The 15,651-nt window shown below is 63.4% G+C and carries 15 protein-coding genes; 4 read left to right on the top strand and 11 right to left on the bottom strand.

Translation table 11 applies throughout. The features are described from left to right. Positions 1 to 2: 2 nt before the first annotated feature. The 4 genes from xrtT to WNZ15_RS06975 all read right to left on the bottom strand — a co-directional run bounded on the left by xrtT (position 3) and on the right by WNZ15_RS06975 (position 4,398). A complete protein-coding gene (xrtT, locus tag WNZ15_RS06990) occupies positions 3 to 1,520 on the bottom strand; it encodes an exosortase T (RefSeq protein ID WP_342892243.1) in 1,518 nt (505 codons plus the stop codon). A gap of 67 nt (positions 1,521 to 1,587) precedes the next feature. Further along, positions 1,588 to 2,397 carry an ABC transporter ATP-binding protein gene (locus tag WNZ15_RS06985; protein WP_342892242.1) on the bottom strand — a complete coding sequence of 270 codons (810 nt, stop codon included), beginning with the start codon at positions 2,395 to 2,397 and terminating at the stop codon, positions 1,588 to 1,590. Continuing rightward, entirely contained in the window at positions 2,390 to 3,409 is a 1,020-nt protein-coding gene (locus tag WNZ15_RS06980; RefSeq protein WP_342892241.1) for an iron ABC transporter permease, read from the bottom strand. Before WNZ15_RS06980 ends, WNZ15_RS06985 begins: the two co-directional genes overlap by 8 nt. Continuing rightward, positions 3,406 to 4,398: an iron ABC transporter permease gene (locus WNZ15_RS06975; RefSeq protein ID WP_342892240.1), complete on the bottom strand. Its 993-nt coding sequence runs from the start codon at positions 4,396 to 4,398 to the stop codon at positions 3,406 to 3,408. The genes WNZ15_RS06980 and WNZ15_RS06975 overlap by 4 nt, the downstream gene beginning before the upstream one ends. 94 nt (positions 4,399 to 4,492) lie before the next feature. On the opposite strand from WNZ15_RS06975, the gene WNZ15_RS06970 reads away from it, so the two are divergent. Beyond that, complete coding sequence (locus WNZ15_RS06970; RefSeq protein ID WP_342892239.1) at positions 4,493 to 5,401, top strand: iron-siderophore ABC transporter substrate-binding protein; 909 nt, start codon at positions 4,493 to 4,495, stop codon at positions 5,399 to 5,401. A gap of 609 nt (positions 5,402 to 6,010) precedes the next feature. On the opposite strand, the gene WNZ15_RS06965 is transcribed toward WNZ15_RS06970, so the two are convergent. Then, complete coding sequence (locus WNZ15_RS06965; protein ID WP_342892238.1) at positions 6,011 to 7,099, bottom strand: calcium-binding protein; 1,089 nt, start codon at positions 7,097 to 7,099, stop codon at positions 6,011 to 6,013. A gap of 243 nt (positions 7,100 to 7,342) precedes the next feature. On the opposite strand from WNZ15_RS06965, the gene WNZ15_RS06960 reads away from it, so the two are divergent. Together WNZ15_RS06960 and WNZ15_RS06955 are read left to right on the top strand one after the other, a co-directional pair. Beyond that, positions 7,343 to 8,071 carry a response regulator gene (locus tag WNZ15_RS06960; RefSeq protein WP_342892237.1) on the top strand — a complete coding sequence of 243 codons (729 nt, stop codon included), beginning with the start codon at positions 7,343 to 7,345 and terminating at the stop codon, positions 8,069 to 8,071. Further along, on the top strand, positions 8,068 to 9,501 hold the full coding sequence (locus WNZ15_RS06955) for an ATP-binding protein (RefSeq protein ID WP_342892236.1): 1,434 nt from the start codon (positions 8,068 to 8,070) through the stop codon (positions 9,499 to 9,501). Before WNZ15_RS06960 ends, WNZ15_RS06955 begins: the two co-directional genes overlap by 4 nt. Before the next feature lie 27 nt (positions 9,502 to 9,528). Here WNZ15_RS06955 and WNZ15_RS06950 read toward each other — a convergent pair whose 3' ends face one another. The 5 genes from WNZ15_RS06950 to WNZ15_RS06930 form a co-directional block, all read right to left on the bottom strand. Then, a complete protein-coding gene (locus WNZ15_RS06950) occupies positions 9,529 to 10,671 on the bottom strand; it encodes an NAD(P)/FAD-dependent oxidoreductase (RefSeq protein WP_342892235.1) in 1,143 nt (380 codons plus the stop codon). Between the two features lie 62 nt (positions 10,672 to 10,733). After that, positions 10,734 to 11,156, bottom strand: a complete 423-nt coding sequence (locus WNZ15_RS06945) for a cupin domain-containing protein (protein ID WP_342892234.1) — start codon at positions 11,154 to 11,156, stop codon at positions 10,734 to 10,736. A 30-nt stretch (positions 11,157 to 11,186) separates the two neighbouring features. Beyond that, positions 11,187 to 12,089, bottom strand: coding sequence for an EamA family transporter (locus tag WNZ15_RS06940; protein ID WP_342892233.1), 903 nt, complete (start codon positions 12,087 to 12,089; stop codon positions 11,187 to 11,189). Positions 12,090 to 12,099: 10 nt separating this feature from the next. Then, on the bottom strand, positions 12,100 to 12,444 hold the full coding sequence (locus WNZ15_RS06935; protein ID WP_342892232.1) for an antibiotic biosynthesis monooxygenase: 345 nt from the start codon (positions 12,442 to 12,444) through the stop codon (positions 12,100 to 12,102). Then, positions 12,441 to 12,773, bottom strand: a complete 333-nt coding sequence (locus WNZ15_RS06930) for an NIPSNAP family protein (RefSeq protein WP_342892231.1) — start codon at positions 12,771 to 12,773, stop codon at positions 12,441 to 12,443. Before WNZ15_RS06930 ends, WNZ15_RS06935 begins: the two co-directional genes overlap by 4 nt. Positions 12,774 to 12,895: 122 nt before the next feature. On the opposite strand from WNZ15_RS06930, the gene WNZ15_RS06925 reads away from it, so the two are divergent. Next, positions 12,896 to 13,591, top strand: a complete 696-nt coding sequence (locus WNZ15_RS06925; protein WP_342892230.1) for a winged helix-turn-helix domain-containing protein — start codon at positions 12,896 to 12,898, stop codon at positions 13,589 to 13,591. Between the two features lie 106 nt (positions 13,592 to 13,697). On the opposite strand, the gene WNZ15_RS06920 is transcribed toward WNZ15_RS06925, so the two are convergent. Then, positions 13,698 to 15,128 carry a calcium-binding protein gene (locus WNZ15_RS06920; RefSeq protein WP_342892229.1) on the bottom strand — a complete coding sequence of 477 codons (1,431 nt, stop codon included), beginning with the start codon at positions 15,126 to 15,128 and terminating at the stop codon, positions 13,698 to 13,700. Positions 15,129 to 15,651: the final 523 nt, after the last annotated feature.

Below are 15,651 nucleotides of genomic sequence, written 5' to 3'. Positions count from 1 at the left end.
CATCAGGAATTTCCTTCTCTTCGCGTTTTCGGGGAGGACAGATCGAGGGCGGCGCCCGTTGCAGCCTCGAAAGCCGCACGGCGGTCTTCTGCGAGCGCCCAGGGCGTGATCCGCTGGACGCTGGTCCAGGTGGTGCCGGGCTGTTTCAGCCAAAGCCAGATCGCTTCAGCGATGTTGTGGGTGGTTGCCCCGGTTTCGGAAACGAAGGTGACCGCGACACGCCAGTCGCCGCCATCCCTGGATCGCGCCCTGTAAAGGGCCGTCGGCACCGGCTCGAACCGGGACCCTAGAAACGTCACCTCGAGGCCCAGGCCGCGCAGACAGTCGTCCGGTGCATGCAGATGGCGCAGCGGCGAGGATGTCCGCACCAGGGTCAGCGCAAGCTCTCCGTACCGGCGCTTGCGCGCATAACCGCCATATTGACGGAAATACCGCTCTTCAACGGGCAGCAGCTTTTCATCGACGCCGGCGACCCCGCCAAGGGACATCGGCAGCGGCTGCGGCGGGATCGCCGCCGAAACGTCCAGAGCCTGCCGTGGCAGGCTGACAATGACGAACGCGATACTCAGGAACACCAGCGCCGACAGGCAGCGCACGCCGCGCGTCATCGGCGCCAGGACCGGCAGCGGCACAAGCGCGGGTCTTGTTCTGGACCGGAAGCCGCAGAAGGTTTTGGATGTTTGAGAAGCCGGGGACCTGTAGAAGATCAGCACCGGTGCCATCGCCAGGCCGAGCGCCAGGTATCCGATTAAGTCATGCAGCGGCTGGGCCATGACGTCGGCGCCGAAGACACTCTGGGGAAAGGCGATGCCGACGGCGAGCAGGCCGATGCGCAGGGCGTTGCCCAGGAGACTGAGCGCAAGCCCGGCGGCGATCCAGGCCGCCGCGGTCAGGAAACGGGGCCGGTACAGCGCGTTCAGGATCACCACGAGGGCCAGGGACAGCATCAGTCCGGAGGTCCCCGAACAGGGCAGATCGACCAGAACGTCCCTGCCCTGAAGTCCGATACGGATGCCCGAGCAGGACAGGTCCGAAAAGACCGTGCCGAGCCCGGCACACGAGAGCTTCGCCGAGAGTTCCTGCAAGGGATAGCCGATCAGCCGCTGGGCGATGCGCTCCACGGGCAGCGTGAACAGGAACAGCACGGACAGCCAGAACGGCGAGACCGGCCGTTGCCGTTGCCCCGTCCGCAGCAAGGTGGCCAGCGCGAAGACATCGAGCGCCAGGGCCAGGCCGCCGATCACATTTATCGCCAGGAGCTGGCCGGCCAGGCGGGCCAGTGCGGACGCCAGCAGCACGAGCACCGCCATTTGCCGTTGGCCGAAGCCACCGCGTGTCACCGGACTGCTGAGCGACCATGCCAGAAGGCCGGCCAGGGCGGCCAGATAAACCACGCCGCTGGAGGCATAGGACGGATCCGTCCAGGATCCGGCCAGCCACCTCATCGGTTCACAGGCAAGAACAAGCGAGGCGAGCGCAAAGACAGCGGTGGTCGGGGAAATTCGGGCAAGCAAGGTCATGGCGGACGTTGTGCCGGAACCGCTTGCAGGGCTTTTTCAGGCTATGTGCAGATTTTGCGCATTTTGTTCAGACCACCTGTTTTCCCGGACGACCCCGTCCCCAGGATACGATGACCGGACGGTCCAATCCGTCCATCGGCATCACCCTGCAGGAAACGCCGAAGACCGAAGAAATGCTGTCCTCCGTCAGAACCTGTGCCGTCGGCCCGCTGGCCGTCACCCTACCCTTGTCGAACAACACCACATGATCCGCATAGCGCATGGCCATGTTGAGATCGTGCAGCACGATCACGAAACTGCGCTGCTCGGTCCGGCTCAGGTGGGCTACCAGGTCGAGCAGTTCGTAGGCATGGGCGATGTCGAGGTGATTGGTCGGCTCGTCGAGGAAGATGCGCGGCGCGTCCTGCGCCAGAGTCATCGCCACCCAGGCCCGCTGCATCTGTCCGCCCGAAAGCCGGGCCAGCGCCCGGTCCCGGAAATCCGTCATCCCAGTGACGGCAAGTGCCGCGTCGCAGGCTGCCTGGTCCAAAGGCGACGGACCGGCAAAGCGGCGGCGGTAGGCAAAACGTCCCATCATCGCCAGATCACCGACTGTGAGATCGGCGGGAGCCTCCGGTGATTGGGACAGCATGGCGATCTGCAGGGCAAGCTCTCGGGGGGGCCAGTCGGCCAACCGTCTGCCCGCGACAAAGACCGCCCCCTCCAGAGGTTTCAGCAGACCGCGCATCACCTTGAGCGCCGTCGACTTGCCACTTCCGTTAGGGCCGCAAAAAGCGACGATCTTTCCGTCGGGAAGATCCAGCGACACCTGGTCCAGGGCGCGCGCACCGTCATAGGCTGCACTGACACCCTCCAGGCGAGCCATGGGTTCAGGCATGATATTGCCGTCCTTTGATCAGGAGGTACAAAAACAGTGGCGCACCGACAAGGGCCGTCAGGGCCCCGGCGGGCAATTCCAGCGGCGGTGCGATCACCCGCGCCAGCGTGTCCGCGCCCAGCACCAGCAGACTGCCCGTCACTGCGGTTGCCAGCAGATACCCACTGCGGAACTGGCCGTGAAACACCCGTGCCACATGTGGGGCCACGAGACCGACAAAACCGATGGCGCCAACATGGGCGACCGCAATCGCGGTCAGGAAAACAGCGCCCCCTAACAGCGCAAACCGGGTTCTTACCAGAGGCAGTCCGGTTAACACTGCGCTTTGCGGATCGAGCGCCAATTGGCGCAGTGGCAGACTGTTCGCGATCAGCACGGGCAGGCCGAGCGCGAGGCCTGCACCGACCACCGCCACATCCTGCCAGTGGGCTGCCCCCACCGATCCGGTCAGCCATGTCAGTGCATGGCTCGCCCGGTGGACAGGACCCACGATGATCAGGAGCGTCACGGCGGCCTTGGCGAGCGCGGCAAGCGCGATGCCGTAGAGGATGAGTTTCAGCGGACTGCTGCCGCCCCGGTCGATCGATGTCAGGACCATGACCAGACCGGCGAACACGGCAGCCCCCGTCATCGCAGCAGTGGGCTGCCAGTGGATCGAGACGGTCAGCGCGTTGGCCTGGTCGGAAAAAAGCCAGAGAAACAGCATGACGCCCATGGCCGCCCCGTCGGTAATCCCCAGGACAGAGGGCGAGGCCATCGGATTGCGGACGACACGCTGAAGCAGTGCACCTGCCAGCGCCAGCGCCGCTCCGACAAGAATGGCGAGCACGACCCGGGGCAGGCGAAGCTTCCAGACGATCACCTCGTCCATGCGCGCGCCCTGACCGGCCAACGCGGCGATGACACGTTCCGGCGGCAGAAAGCTCGACCCCATCCCGGTTGCGACCACGGTCAGCAACAAGAGCAACAGAAATGCCGGCAGCAGCGTCGAGAGGCTGGGCGAGTTATTCATGAGACGGCCGGCCTTTCCCGGCGCCTCAGGACATGAATCAGCATCGGAACGCCAACCAGCGCGAGAACCGCGCTCATCGGCGCCTCCCCGGGGGCGACAATGATCCTTGCGAGAATGTCGGCGATTATGGCAAGCAAGGCCCCCGTCAGCAGCGTCAGAACAATGAGCTGCCAGGTCGGAGGCAGAGCCCTGCCCACCAGCATGCGGGCGATATGAGGCGCAGCCAGACCCAGAAACATGATCGGACCGGCCATCGCGACAGCCCCCGCGGCCAGCAACGCGGCAAACGTGAGCGCGGCCAACCGGACGCCGGCAACATTCAGCCCGACAGCATGGGCACTTGTGTCGTCGAGGCGCAATACATCCAGTGCAGTCGACAGATAGAGACTGCCAGCAACGCCCAGAATCAACATCGGAACGCCCAGACGAAGAAGCTGTAAGGGCCGGTCGGCGAAGCTGCCGGAAAGCCAGAACAACAGCGTTTCAAGGGCGGTTTCATCAATCAGTAGCAGGGTCTGCGTGAAGGAGGCCAGCAGCGCGGCGACAGTAAAACCGGCGAGCAGCGTCGTCGCCGGATTTGCGGCACCACCCGCCGAAAGAGAAATGGTGAATACGAGGCCGGTGGTCAGAAGCGCGCCGAGAACCGCTGCTGCGCCGATCCCGGCCAGGGTGGAGACACCGAAGACGGTGACACCCAGCGTCACGAACAGGGCCGCCCCCGCATTGATGCCAAGCAGTCCGGGTTCGGCCACGGGGTTGCGTGTGACCGACTGCATCAGGAGCCCGGACAAACCCAATGCCGCCCCTGCGGCGAGGCCGATCAGCGTGCGCGGCACGCGCAATGTCGTGACGATCAGTGCGTCCGCCCCCTCACCGCCCCCCAGCGCCAGCCACACCGTGGACGGCGCAAAGAAGGTCAGGCCGGCATGAAGGCTGAAGACCGCAGCCGCGCAAAGAGCAAGGCTCAGCCCGGTGACCAGCCGCGTCATCCGCGGACCTCCCTACAATTGACAATCCATCCGCCTCGTCACATACACAGGATTAATACTGGAAGCAAATATTCAACTTTTTGGAGTCGTTCTAATGAAGGCCCTTTTCCGTCTGTTGCACGCTCTGCCCCTCTGCGCGGCACTCGTGTCCACGCCCGTTTCGGCGCGCGATATCACCGATGCCATGGGGATCGTTGCGGTTCCGGACGCCCCCAAACGCGTCGTGGTACTGACGAATGAAGGCACCGAGGCTGTGCTGGCCCTTGGCGTGGTCCCGGTCGGGGCGGCCAATTCCTGGAACGGTGACCCGTGGTGGGCTCACATCACCGAAGCGATGGCCGGCGCCGAGCCGGTCGGCAAGGAGAGCGCGATCAATCTCGAACTGATCGCGGCACTCGAGCCGGACCTGATCCTTGCCAACAAGCAACGCCACGAGGAGATCCGCCCGCAGTTGACGGCAATCGCACCAACGGTCATGTCCGAAAAACTCCGGGGCAACTGGAAGATCAACTTCCGGCTCTATGCCAAAGCTCTGGGACGCGAAGCACAGGCAGAGACGGCCGTCGCGGACTATGATGCCGCCGTCGACGGCCTGCGTGAGAAACTCGGTGACCACCTTGAGGAAGAAGTCTCGGTGATCCGCTTCGTGCCGGGTCAGATCCGTATCTACCAGCTCGACAGCTTTTCCGGTGTGCTGCTCAAGGACATCGGCTTCAACCGTCCGGCCAACCAGAATGTCGAAGCTTTTGCGATCCGCACCGGCAAGGAAAGCATTCCGGACATGGATGGGGATCGCATCTTCTATTTCACCTATGAGAGCGGCGACGGCAAGGGAACATCCCTGGAAGAAGACGTTCTGGCCGATCCACTGTGGCAGTCCCTTTCCGCAGTAGAAGCGGGCAGAACCCACCAGGTCAGCGACGCCATCTGGAACACCGCCGGTGGCATCATAGCGGCAAAACTGATGCTCAAGGACATCGCCCGCCTCTACGGCCTCGACTGATCCGTGCACACAAGGAACGCTCCGGGGGGACGCTGGCTGCTTGCAGGAGGCGCCGCTTCCCCAGCCGGGCACATCGCCTGACATACTGAAACGTATGATGTTGCTTGGTGTTCCTGGAAAAATGAGTGCCACAGATGGATTGACTGGCTTGGACATGGTCGAGGCATGAAAATGAGTGAAGCTGGTACATCCGCGCGCTTGTTGTGATCGCATTGTCTGGCGGCGGGCCTGCTTTGGAGCCTCGTCGTCGCAAACCTGAACTCGGCCGCCAAACTCGTTTTCAGTATCCTGGCACGGGGAAAAACGGGCTGAACAGCCTTGGTGCCGACTTTGATCACTGCGCTGGTCTTGAACGCCGGGAGTGGAACATGGCTCACGAGAATTTCGCGAAATCAATCAGTTGGGAGAAAACAGTTTGCGTGCTTTGCGCATGCAGTGTTCGAGACTGGCTCGAAGCAGCCCTCGTTGGAGAACCGCACCGAGCGAAGGGTGCAGACAGTTTCCGGATGGTAAGGGGCCTGGGGGGACAGGCCCCTCACCTTCCCCCCGCCTCGTCCGGAAACCGGTGAGGCGGGGGAAGCTTAGGGTGTTTGCGGATCCCTGGGGGATCTAGCCGCGGTGGTGCTTGCGGCCGTGGTGACCCTTGCCGCCCTTCTTGCCACCCTTGAAGTCGGCCTTGGTGATGACGCCGTCCTTGTTGCGGTCGGCGCGTTCCATCAACCGGTCCAGGCGCTTGTCATGCTCCTCGGCGGTGATGCCGAGACTGCCGTCCGCATCGGCCTTCTGGAACATGCCGACGACCCGGTTTTCATTGACGGCCAGCCACAGCGGACCGAAATCCTCCAGTGTGAAGGACCCGCTGCCGTCCGTGTCGGCCAGAGCGTAGAGTTCGGCACGCCTTGCGTCGAAATCCTCACGGGTGACGGTGCCGTCCCCATCGGTGTCGAACAACTCAAGGAACATGCCACCCGGGCCGCCCGATCCGCCACGACCGCCCCGGGCGTGATGCTGACCCTGATGCTGGCCGCGCGGACCACCGCGTTCGCCCCGGTTCGCGTGCTGTCCGCGTTCACCCCGTTCCGGGCGCTCCGCACGTTCACCGCGCTCTCCACTCTCACCGCGTTCGGGACGCTCGGCACGTTCACCGCGTTCGGGGCGTTCACCGCCTTTACCGGCTTCCTGCCCGCGCTGGCCGCGCACCCGTTCGACGGTGCCGTTGCCATCCCGGTCGAGCCGGTCGAACATCCGGTTCGCCATCCGGTCGACATCTTCCCGGGTCACCGTGCCGTCACCGTCCCGGTCCATGAACTGGAACGCGCGCACCATGCGGTCATTCGACCGGCTCATGAACCCGGCCTTGAATTCCTCAAGGCTGATGTCACCGGATCCGTCGGTATCCGCCGCCGCGAAACCCTGCGTCCGGACATCGGCGATTTCGGCTTCCGTGATGATGCCGTCTTCATTCACGTCGAAACGTTCGAACAGGCGTTCCGCACGGCGTTCACCGCCATGACCGCGGCCCATGCCGCCACGCTTGCCCATATGGGCGAAACGCGGGTTGTCGCCTTGCTCGACTTGTTGCCCCCCGTTCCCGCTTGCAGCCGTGTCCTGGGCTGACGCAGTCAGACCGGCGGTCAGCGCGGTGCCCGCGACACTTGCCGCCAGAGCGGCCATTGCAATCTTCTTGAACGGTTTCATTCCAACAACTCCTTGGTTCGTTGATGAGCTGAAGTTAAGAACGAATTGTCGCAGGAATACCGCCCGGCAAGGTCGGAAGTGTCGCCATCTGTCCCGCAGCAGCCATTCGACACAGATTGTTACAAGTTCGGCTCGCATCAATAATTTAGGGAGACTATTTTAGCCTTGAAACAGCCCGATCGGCAGCCTTCCGGACCAGATGTCCCTGAAGGCACGAACTGATCAGCAGGAGTGGAGACATCCTTGAGCGATCCGAGCCCGCATATACTGGTGGTGGACGACCACCGCGACATCCGCGAGACTCTGGCCCGATACCTGGTCAAGAACGGCTTGCGCGCGACAACGGCGGAAAGTGCCGCCCATGCGCGCAAGGCCCTCAAGTCCGCGGCCATCGATCTCGTGGTGCTCGATATCATGATGCCGGGTGAGGACGGCTTGTCCCTGTGCCGCCATCTCGTGGAAACCGGGTCCATGCCGGTCATCTTGCTGACCGCCATGGCCGACGACACGGACCGGGTGATCGGCCTGGAAATCGGTGCGGACGATTACGTCACCAAGCCGTTCAACCCGCGCGAACTGCTGGCCCGGATCCGCGCGGTGCTGCGGCGCACGTCGCTTGCGCCAAGGGAACGCGATCCCATCGAACAGGAGCGGCTCCACTTCGACGGCTGGTCGCTCAATGTCTCCCGCCGGGAGCTGCTCGATCCGGAAGGAACGTCCGTGGCCCTGTCCAGCGGTGAATTCCAGTTGCTTTGCGCTTTCTTGAAACGTCCGAAAATGGTGCTCAACCGCGACCAGCTCATGGATCTGACCACCGGACGCACTCCGGCTGTCTTCGACCGGTCGATCGACAACCAGGTCTCGCGCCTGCGCCGCAAGATCGAGATCGACGCGAAGGACCCCCGACTGATCAAGACGGTCTGGGGCGGCGGCTACATGTTCACCGCCGATGTAAAAGACAAAACCGGATGACCCTGAGAGCTTTCGCCCGCAAGGCCCCCTCCTGGCTGTGGCCTGGCACTCTGGCCTCCCAGCTCATCGTGCTGCTTCTCCTGGCAATCGTGGTTGCCCAGGCCCTGAGCATCTGGATCTTCGCAGACGAGCGGCGCATCGCCCTGGTCGCCGCCGCCCGCGACAGCCTGTTGTCGCGCGCCGTTTCTCTGGCCGAACTCATGGAAGACACGCCGCCCGCCCTGCAGGACCGGATTCTGGAAGCCAGCAGCAGCCGTTTCGCCGTCTTCTGGCTCGGCGAATCGCCCCTTGCGCCGGAACCGGGATCCTCCGGTTTTGAAAAACGTCTGCAGGGCTACATGGCCAGAGGTCTTGAGCACGGCCAGGTCGTCCACCTCAACATTCACGCCGACGAAAAGCGCGGTCCGCGCAGATGGGATACCGACGAGCACGACCATCCGAACTTTCGCGCCGTGCCACGAAAAGAACGGCCGCAGAACCTGCGCAAGGTCATGAACAAGCCGGAAGACCTGTCCGTTTCGATCCGGATGACCGACGGCCGCTGGCTGAACACCGCGACGAGTTACCGGCCTCCGGCCAGCGCGCTGATCCCGCTTCTTGTCCAGCTCGCGCTGACCGCATTGCTGTCGATCGTCATCATCGGTGTTGCCGTGCGACGGGTCACTCGCCCGCTGAAAGACCTGGCCGCCTGCGCAGAGAGATTCGGCCGCGGCGAAGAACAGGCGCCGCTGACCCCCAGCGGACCGCGCGAGGTCCGGGCACTGACCTCCGCCTTCAACGACATGCGCGACAGGCTCACGCGGTTTGTGCGGGACCGGACCCGCATGCTGGCTGCCATCAGTCACGATCTGAGGACGCCGATCACGTCCCTGCGGCTGCGGGCGGAGTTCATCGATGACGAGGAAAACCGGGAAAAAGTCATCGAGACCCTCGACGAAATGGCCGCGATGACCGAGGCCGCGCTGCGTTTTGCCCGGGACGAGGCCCACGCGGAAAAGGCCGAAAACGCGGATCTGGGCGCCATTCTGGAAGCCCTCGCGAGCGACCAGCAGGACTTTGGCAAGGAGTGCGCGGTCGAAGTCGGCGAACGGATCGTGCTGCCCTGCCGGCCGGTCGCGCTGAAGCGGGCGTTCCGCAATCTGATCGAAAACGGAATCCGCTACGGCAAGGACGTTTCGGTCCATGTCTCCAGACAGGGGACCGAAGCGGTCATCCGGGTCTGCGACACCGGCCCCGGCATCCCTGAAGACCGGTTGAAGGACGTCTTCGAACCCTTTGTCAGGCTTGAAGAATCCCGCAGCGAGGATACGGGCGGCATTGGACTGGGCCTTGCCATCACCCGATCCATCATTCACGGCCATGGCGGCCGGATCGCGCTGAACAACCGGCCCGACGGCGGGCTCGAAGCCGAAGTCAGGCTGCCGCTGTGATGGCCGGCGCCGCCGAACCCGGATCTGTCAGGTCCCCGGCGGCACCAGGGTTCCCGAAATCAGGCGCGAGAGCAGGCGCGGCATCGGTGGAACGCGGCTTGCCGGGAAAAGCAAATGATCCCTCAGCGCCGGCAGCCATCCGCTGTCGCTCTGATAGGCGGGCGTGAACACTGCGCTGAAGGCTTGATAGATACCGACATGCCAGCGCCTTGCCCGGCCATAGGCGGGCAGCGCCAGGTCGGGCGGCAGGGTTTCCAGGGCATGCGCGAGCGCGGCCGCGTCCAGAAGCGCCATGTTGGCCCCCTGCCCGAGCTGCGGGCTGGCGCGATGAGCCGCATCGCCGATGAACACGATCCGGTCGTTCCAGACTTTCTTCAGCGTGCCGTGGCTGTAACGCGCCATGGTCATCTGGTCCGGGTCGACGATCTGCTCGATGAAGGGTCCGGCCTCCGGCCAGAGCGACAGCGCCTCGTCTTTCCAGGACCGCAAACCCGCACGCAGCCACGCCTCATGACCTCCCTGGGGCAACGACCAGAAAAAGGCCGCTTTCCGGTCGTCTCCTCCAGGCATCCGGCCGACCGGCAGCACGCCGATCATCCGATCCGCACGGCGGTAGCGCTGTGACAGGTGATCGTCCGGCAGCACTTCGGGTACCCAGTCGACCGTTCCCCAGATCGCACCGAAGGTCAGCGTACGCGCTTTCAGGGGTGAAAGAGCTGACCCGGCGCCCGACGCATCGATCACGAGATCGAACCGGCCGGATCTGGAGCCGTCGGCAAAGTGAAGTTGCCCGTCAACACAGTCTGTCACCCGGCGCCCCTGATGCCAGGCAAGGTTCAGCGCGCGCGCCCTGTCGTAGAGGGCTGCAAACAGCGCCGCCCGGTGGATACCGAGCCCCGAAACGGCACCATAGCTCACATCCAGGACCCGGCGCCCGGTTGTCGCGGAGCGGCCGAGAACCCGCGTGATCGGCGTCGCATGCGCCTGAACCGCCTCCGCGGCACCGGCAAGTCTCAACACGTCCAGCCCGACAGGCTGAATCATCAGCCCGGAGCCGACCGGAGCCGGTTCGTGGAACTGTTCGAAGACGGAAATTTCATGACCGAGGCGCTCGATCAGGATGGCGGCGGCCAGTCCGCCGATCCCGGCACCGGCAATGGCGATCTTCATGGGAAAGGTCTTTGCCTCTGCGCTCCGGTGCCGCGATGGTGTCTCAAAAACGGCAGTGCCGGCTACCGTCGCGCTTCGATGCCGCCGGCATAGGTGGCTTCCTCGACCGGCTCCAGCCAATCGGTCACCAGGCCGTCGCGTTCCTCCTGCATCGCCAGATGCACAAGACAGGTGTTGGGCCCAGCACCGTGCCAGTGCTTCACGTTCGGCGGGATCCAGATGACGTCGCCCGGCAGGATGGACAGTTTCTCCTGACCCCACACGTGGATGAACCCGGCCCCGTCCAGAACCTGCAGGGTCTGGCCGAACGGGTGGGTGTGCCAGTTGGTCCGCGCTCCCGGTTCGAACGTGACCTTCAGCGCACGAACGCTGGCGGGCGCAGGCGCCTGGATCACTGGGTCCTGCCAGACCGTTCCGGTAAAATAATCCGGATTGGCCCGTTGCGACGGCCGCGATCCGGCTTCGTAAACAGTCAGAACGCTCATGACATCTCCTTGCCTACCGATGGCGTGACTTCAAACCTTGTTTCGTTTGTGAGTCTGCTCCCTGGGCCAGTTGATCAGAACCACCCCGAAAATGGCAAGGCATATTCCGGCGAAAGTCGCCAGTTCCAGTCTCTCCGACAGGAACACGACACCCAGAACCACGCCGACACCCGAGCGCAGGTAGGCCTGGCTTGCCGTGCCCATCGGCCCGAGGGTCGACAGCAACCGGAAATAGATCAGGAAGGCAAGAGCGGTACAGACAAGCCCCAGGACAAGCGCCGAGACAAGCCCGGTCGTGTCCGGCGTGAGCTGCCAGGGGCGGTCGATCACCAGGCTCATCGGAACGAGCACCAGCGAGGAACATATCAACGTCCCTGTGGCCGTGACGATCGGCGCCATGCCGGCAAACAGCCGTCCCTGCAGAGCCGCGATGCCGTAGAGCACTGCGCCCATGAGAACCGCCAGCTGGGCAACGAGGTTCTGGCCGAGGTCCTCCAGCGCACCGACGCCCACGATCAGTACAATACCGCCAAACCCGAGCAGCGCCCCGGCAAGCTGACGCGCACCGGGACGCTGGCCGGCGCTCATCAGCACCCAGGAGAAAACGAACACCCAGAGCGGCGAGGTTGAATTGAGCACACTGGAGACAGCCGTCCCCGCGTATTGCTGCCCCCAGGCCAGCAGCAGCCACGGGCCGGTGCTGTTGACCAGAGACTGGATGAAGAACAGGCGCCAGCTGCGGCCGTCGAGCGGCATCCGGAACCCTGTGGCCAGCATGATGACCAGAAGCGCGAACGCTGCGGACAGGACACGGATGGCGATCAGCGTCGCCGGCGGGATCGTTGGCAGCGCCAGGGCAATCCAGAAATAGGACGAGCCCCACAACAGCGCGAGACAGCCCAGCAGGGCAAATTCGAGGGACCGGTTTGGCATGAAGGTTGGACTATCCGTTCACTTCGCGGCTGTCGACCGGGGCCTCGTCTCGTTCGTGCATGCCGTAGTCCCGCAAGACATGCGCCACCCGCAGACGGTAGTCCTTGAAGTAACTTGTCCGGCCCGCCTCTTGCGCCTTGCGGTGGCCGGTCAGCCTGCGCCAGTCTTCAAGCGCGGCCTCGTCGCGGAAGAAGGAGACCGACAGGAGCTTGTCCGGATCGGTCAGGCTCTGGAACCGCTCGACGGACACGAACCCGTCGATCTGCTCGACCAGGGGCCGCATTTCGGCGGCCATGTCGAGATAGGCCTGCTTCTTGTCCGCATGCGGAATGACTTCGAATATCACGGCTATCATCGCTGGTGCTCTCCCCCGGCATGCGGCGCGGACGCCAGTTTCAGGAAGGTCCGGTCTTCCCGCAAGATGAATTTTTCCGATTGCGCGAAGGCATAGTTTTCCTGTCCGAGCGGATCGGCTGCGAGCCGGGCCCTGTAGGCCTCATAGGCTGCCAGGTTTTCGATCGAATAAACCCCGTAGGCCAGGGTGGAAGACCCTTCGTGCGGCGCGAAATATCCGGTCAGGTCCGCGCCACAGCGGGGAATCGCCTGCCCCCAGTTGCGGGCGTACTGCTCAAAGGCCGCCTTTTTTGTCGGGTCGATATGGTAGCGGATGAAACAGGTGATCATGGAAACGTCCTTCCTGGCTGGCGTTGTCCGTGTCCATGTGCCATCTTTTGCGTCAACAATGCTTCGACGTGGATCGAACCATGAAAGCCAGAAGATGAAAGCCGGAAAATGAAGGCCAAAAAATGAAAGATGGTCCGGACATTGCGCGCATCGGCACGTTGATCGGCGATCCCGCGCGCGCCAACATCCTCAACGCGCTGATGAGCGGCAAGGCGCTGACGGCGACCGAGCTGGCGACGGAGGCCGGCATCACCGGCCAGACGGCCAGTTCCCATCTGAAAAAGCTGATGGAAGGCGGATTGCTGACCCAGGCCAAACAGGGGCGCCACCGCTATTTCACGCTCGCAGGACCGGAAGTCGGCACGATGCTGGAAACGGTGATGGGACTGGCCGCCCAGAAGGGTCATTTGCGCACGCGCACCGGCCCCCGTGACCCGGCGATGCGCAGCGCGCGGGTCTGCTACGATCATCTGGCCGGCGATATGGCGGTCCGTATCTTCGACAGCCTGCAGGCGCGGCAGTTCCTTGCCGTCTCGAACGACAAGGGCAGCCTCGGTCTGACAGACGAAGGCGAAGGCTTCATCACATCGCTGGGCATCGACGTCGCGCCGCTGAATGCGAGCCGCCGGCCTCTCTGCCGCGCCTGCCTCGACTGGAGTGAGCGCCGCAACCATCTCGCAGGCAGTCTCGGCGCTGCCTTCCTTCGGCACTTTCAGGATCAGGGTTGGATTTCCAGGCACGAGAACAGCCGGGTCATAACAATTTCACCGGCCGGACGAACAAATCTGAACAAGCTCTTTCCACCTCGGGAGCTATAGCGCCCGCGACTGCGTTCCCTGTGAAGATCTGTCCGCCCCCGGATCCCGCACCCAGGAAACGCCCGTTAGCCGCGCGCCCTGAAAGGGCGCTATGTGGGGCCGTCCCCTAGCTCCCCGCCTCCGGTCCGGGTGCGACTTCGTCCTTGAACCGGATGTCAGCCTCGGCGTTCGCGTCCAGTTTGAGAGTGACCGTGTCATCGGTTCCGCTGAAGGCGATCAGGATTTGACCGTCGTCCTGCGTCACGGTCATGTCCTCGCGGCTGTATCCTTCGCCGATCTCGACGGTGATGTCGCCCGTAGCGTAAACAACATCGTTTCCGCCTCCCCTGTCGAACGAAATCGTGGAGCCTGCGCCAACGGAAATCCAATCCGCTCCTGCACCACCGTCAACAACCGCCTCGGAACCGGCCGCGATCCAGTCGTCACCATCCCCGCCGGAGACTTTCGACCCCTCCTGCGTCCAGATCCGGTCGTTGCCTTCGCCGCCGGCAATGCGCGAATTGTCTCCCGAGCGGATCACGTCGTCGCCCGAACCTCCGTCGACATTGGAGAAGTTGTTTGTCTGAACGGCATCGTCTCCCGCACCGGCACGGATCACCGCATAGTTGTGGGCGTTTACGACGTCGTTGCCGGCGCCGGCCTCGACCGTCGTATTGTCATAGGCCTCAATCCTGTCATTCCCGTTGCCCGCGTAGACGCGACCGCGGTTGGAGACCCTGATAAGGTCGTCACCGTCTCCTGCGTCAACATGGGCCTTGTCATACGCGCTGATGACATCGTCACCGCGGCCCGCCTGCACATTGGCCTTGTCGGAGGCGCTGATGGTGTCGTTGCCGTCTCCGCCGGCAATCTGCGCATTGTCGTAGGCCTTGATGTAATCGTTGCCTGAACCGCCTGACACCGTCGCCCGGTCATAAGCACTGATATGGTCGTCTCCGGCGCCACCGGTCAGTTTGGCGTTGTCATAGGCGCGCAGAACGTCGATGCCTGCACCGCCGTTCAATGTCGAATTGCCGTAGGTGCTGATGTAATCGTCACCGGCACCACCACTTGCGAACGAGTTCGCGTACATCTCGATCCGGTCGTTGCCTGCCTCCCCATAGGCGGTCGAGTTGCCGTAGGTGCTGATGTGGTCGTCTCCAGCACCGCCATAGACCGTCGACGCCGCATAGGTACTGATATGATCGTCGCCGGCACCTCCCCGGACATAGGCATTGCCATAGGTCTGGATCCGGTCGTTACCGGCCCCGCCGTAGACCGTCGAATTGGCATAGGTGCTGATATAATCGTCGCCGGCACCACCCCGGACGAAGGCGTTTGCGTAGGTGCTGACGCGGTCGTTTCCGGGCCCTGCATCGACAATCGCGTGGTTCCCGGCACTGATCCGGTCATCCCCTGCGCCGGCGAAGATCACCGCGTAATCGTCGGCAGTGATGTCGTCGTCTCCGTCGGTGCCTTCGTGGACGGTGTAGCGCCCGAGATTCTTCAGAGCATCGAGCTGCGCGATCAGCCGCCTGGCGGATTCAAGATCGGCCATGGCCTTTTCGATCCGCTCCCTGACAGGATCATTGGCCTGGCTCCGACTGGTCTGAACACTCTCGGTCTCCACCGCGCCGGATTGCACAACCTTTGCGCTGGCCTGCGCCTGAGTGCTCTGAAGAGAGAATGGTTTCCGGTAGCATTCGGCAATAGAATTCAACACGTTCTCAATCCGTCAAATCGGAAAACCTCCACAACCCTGAGGCGAACAACTTAACAAACGTCTAACAATTCGGAGTCCATCCTTGCAATTATTGACAGTGGCCCAATGTGCGGATCTGCACCGGATACCGAGAGAAATTGCCCTCAAGAAGCGTATCGCAGGGCGATGATCGATACGCCGCCACACTCCCGGGTCGGGTTTGCATTGCCAAGGGCCACGCGCGCCGCCAAACAACAAAAAACCCGGCCTGAGCCGGGTCTCTTCAGTATGTCGGCGGACGCTCGGGGTTTGCGAACGTCTGCCAGGGTCTTGTTCTTGTTATTGGGGCCAACAGAACCCGGATCAGGATGCCTTGCGG

The sequence above is a fragment of the Roseibium sp. AS2 genome, from assembly GCF_038900065.1.
In the GTDB taxonomy this organism is placed as follows: domain Bacteria; phylum Pseudomonadota; class Alphaproteobacteria; order Rhizobiales; family Stappiaceae; genus Roseibium.
This window is presented reverse-complemented; position numbering and strand designations above follow the sequence as displayed.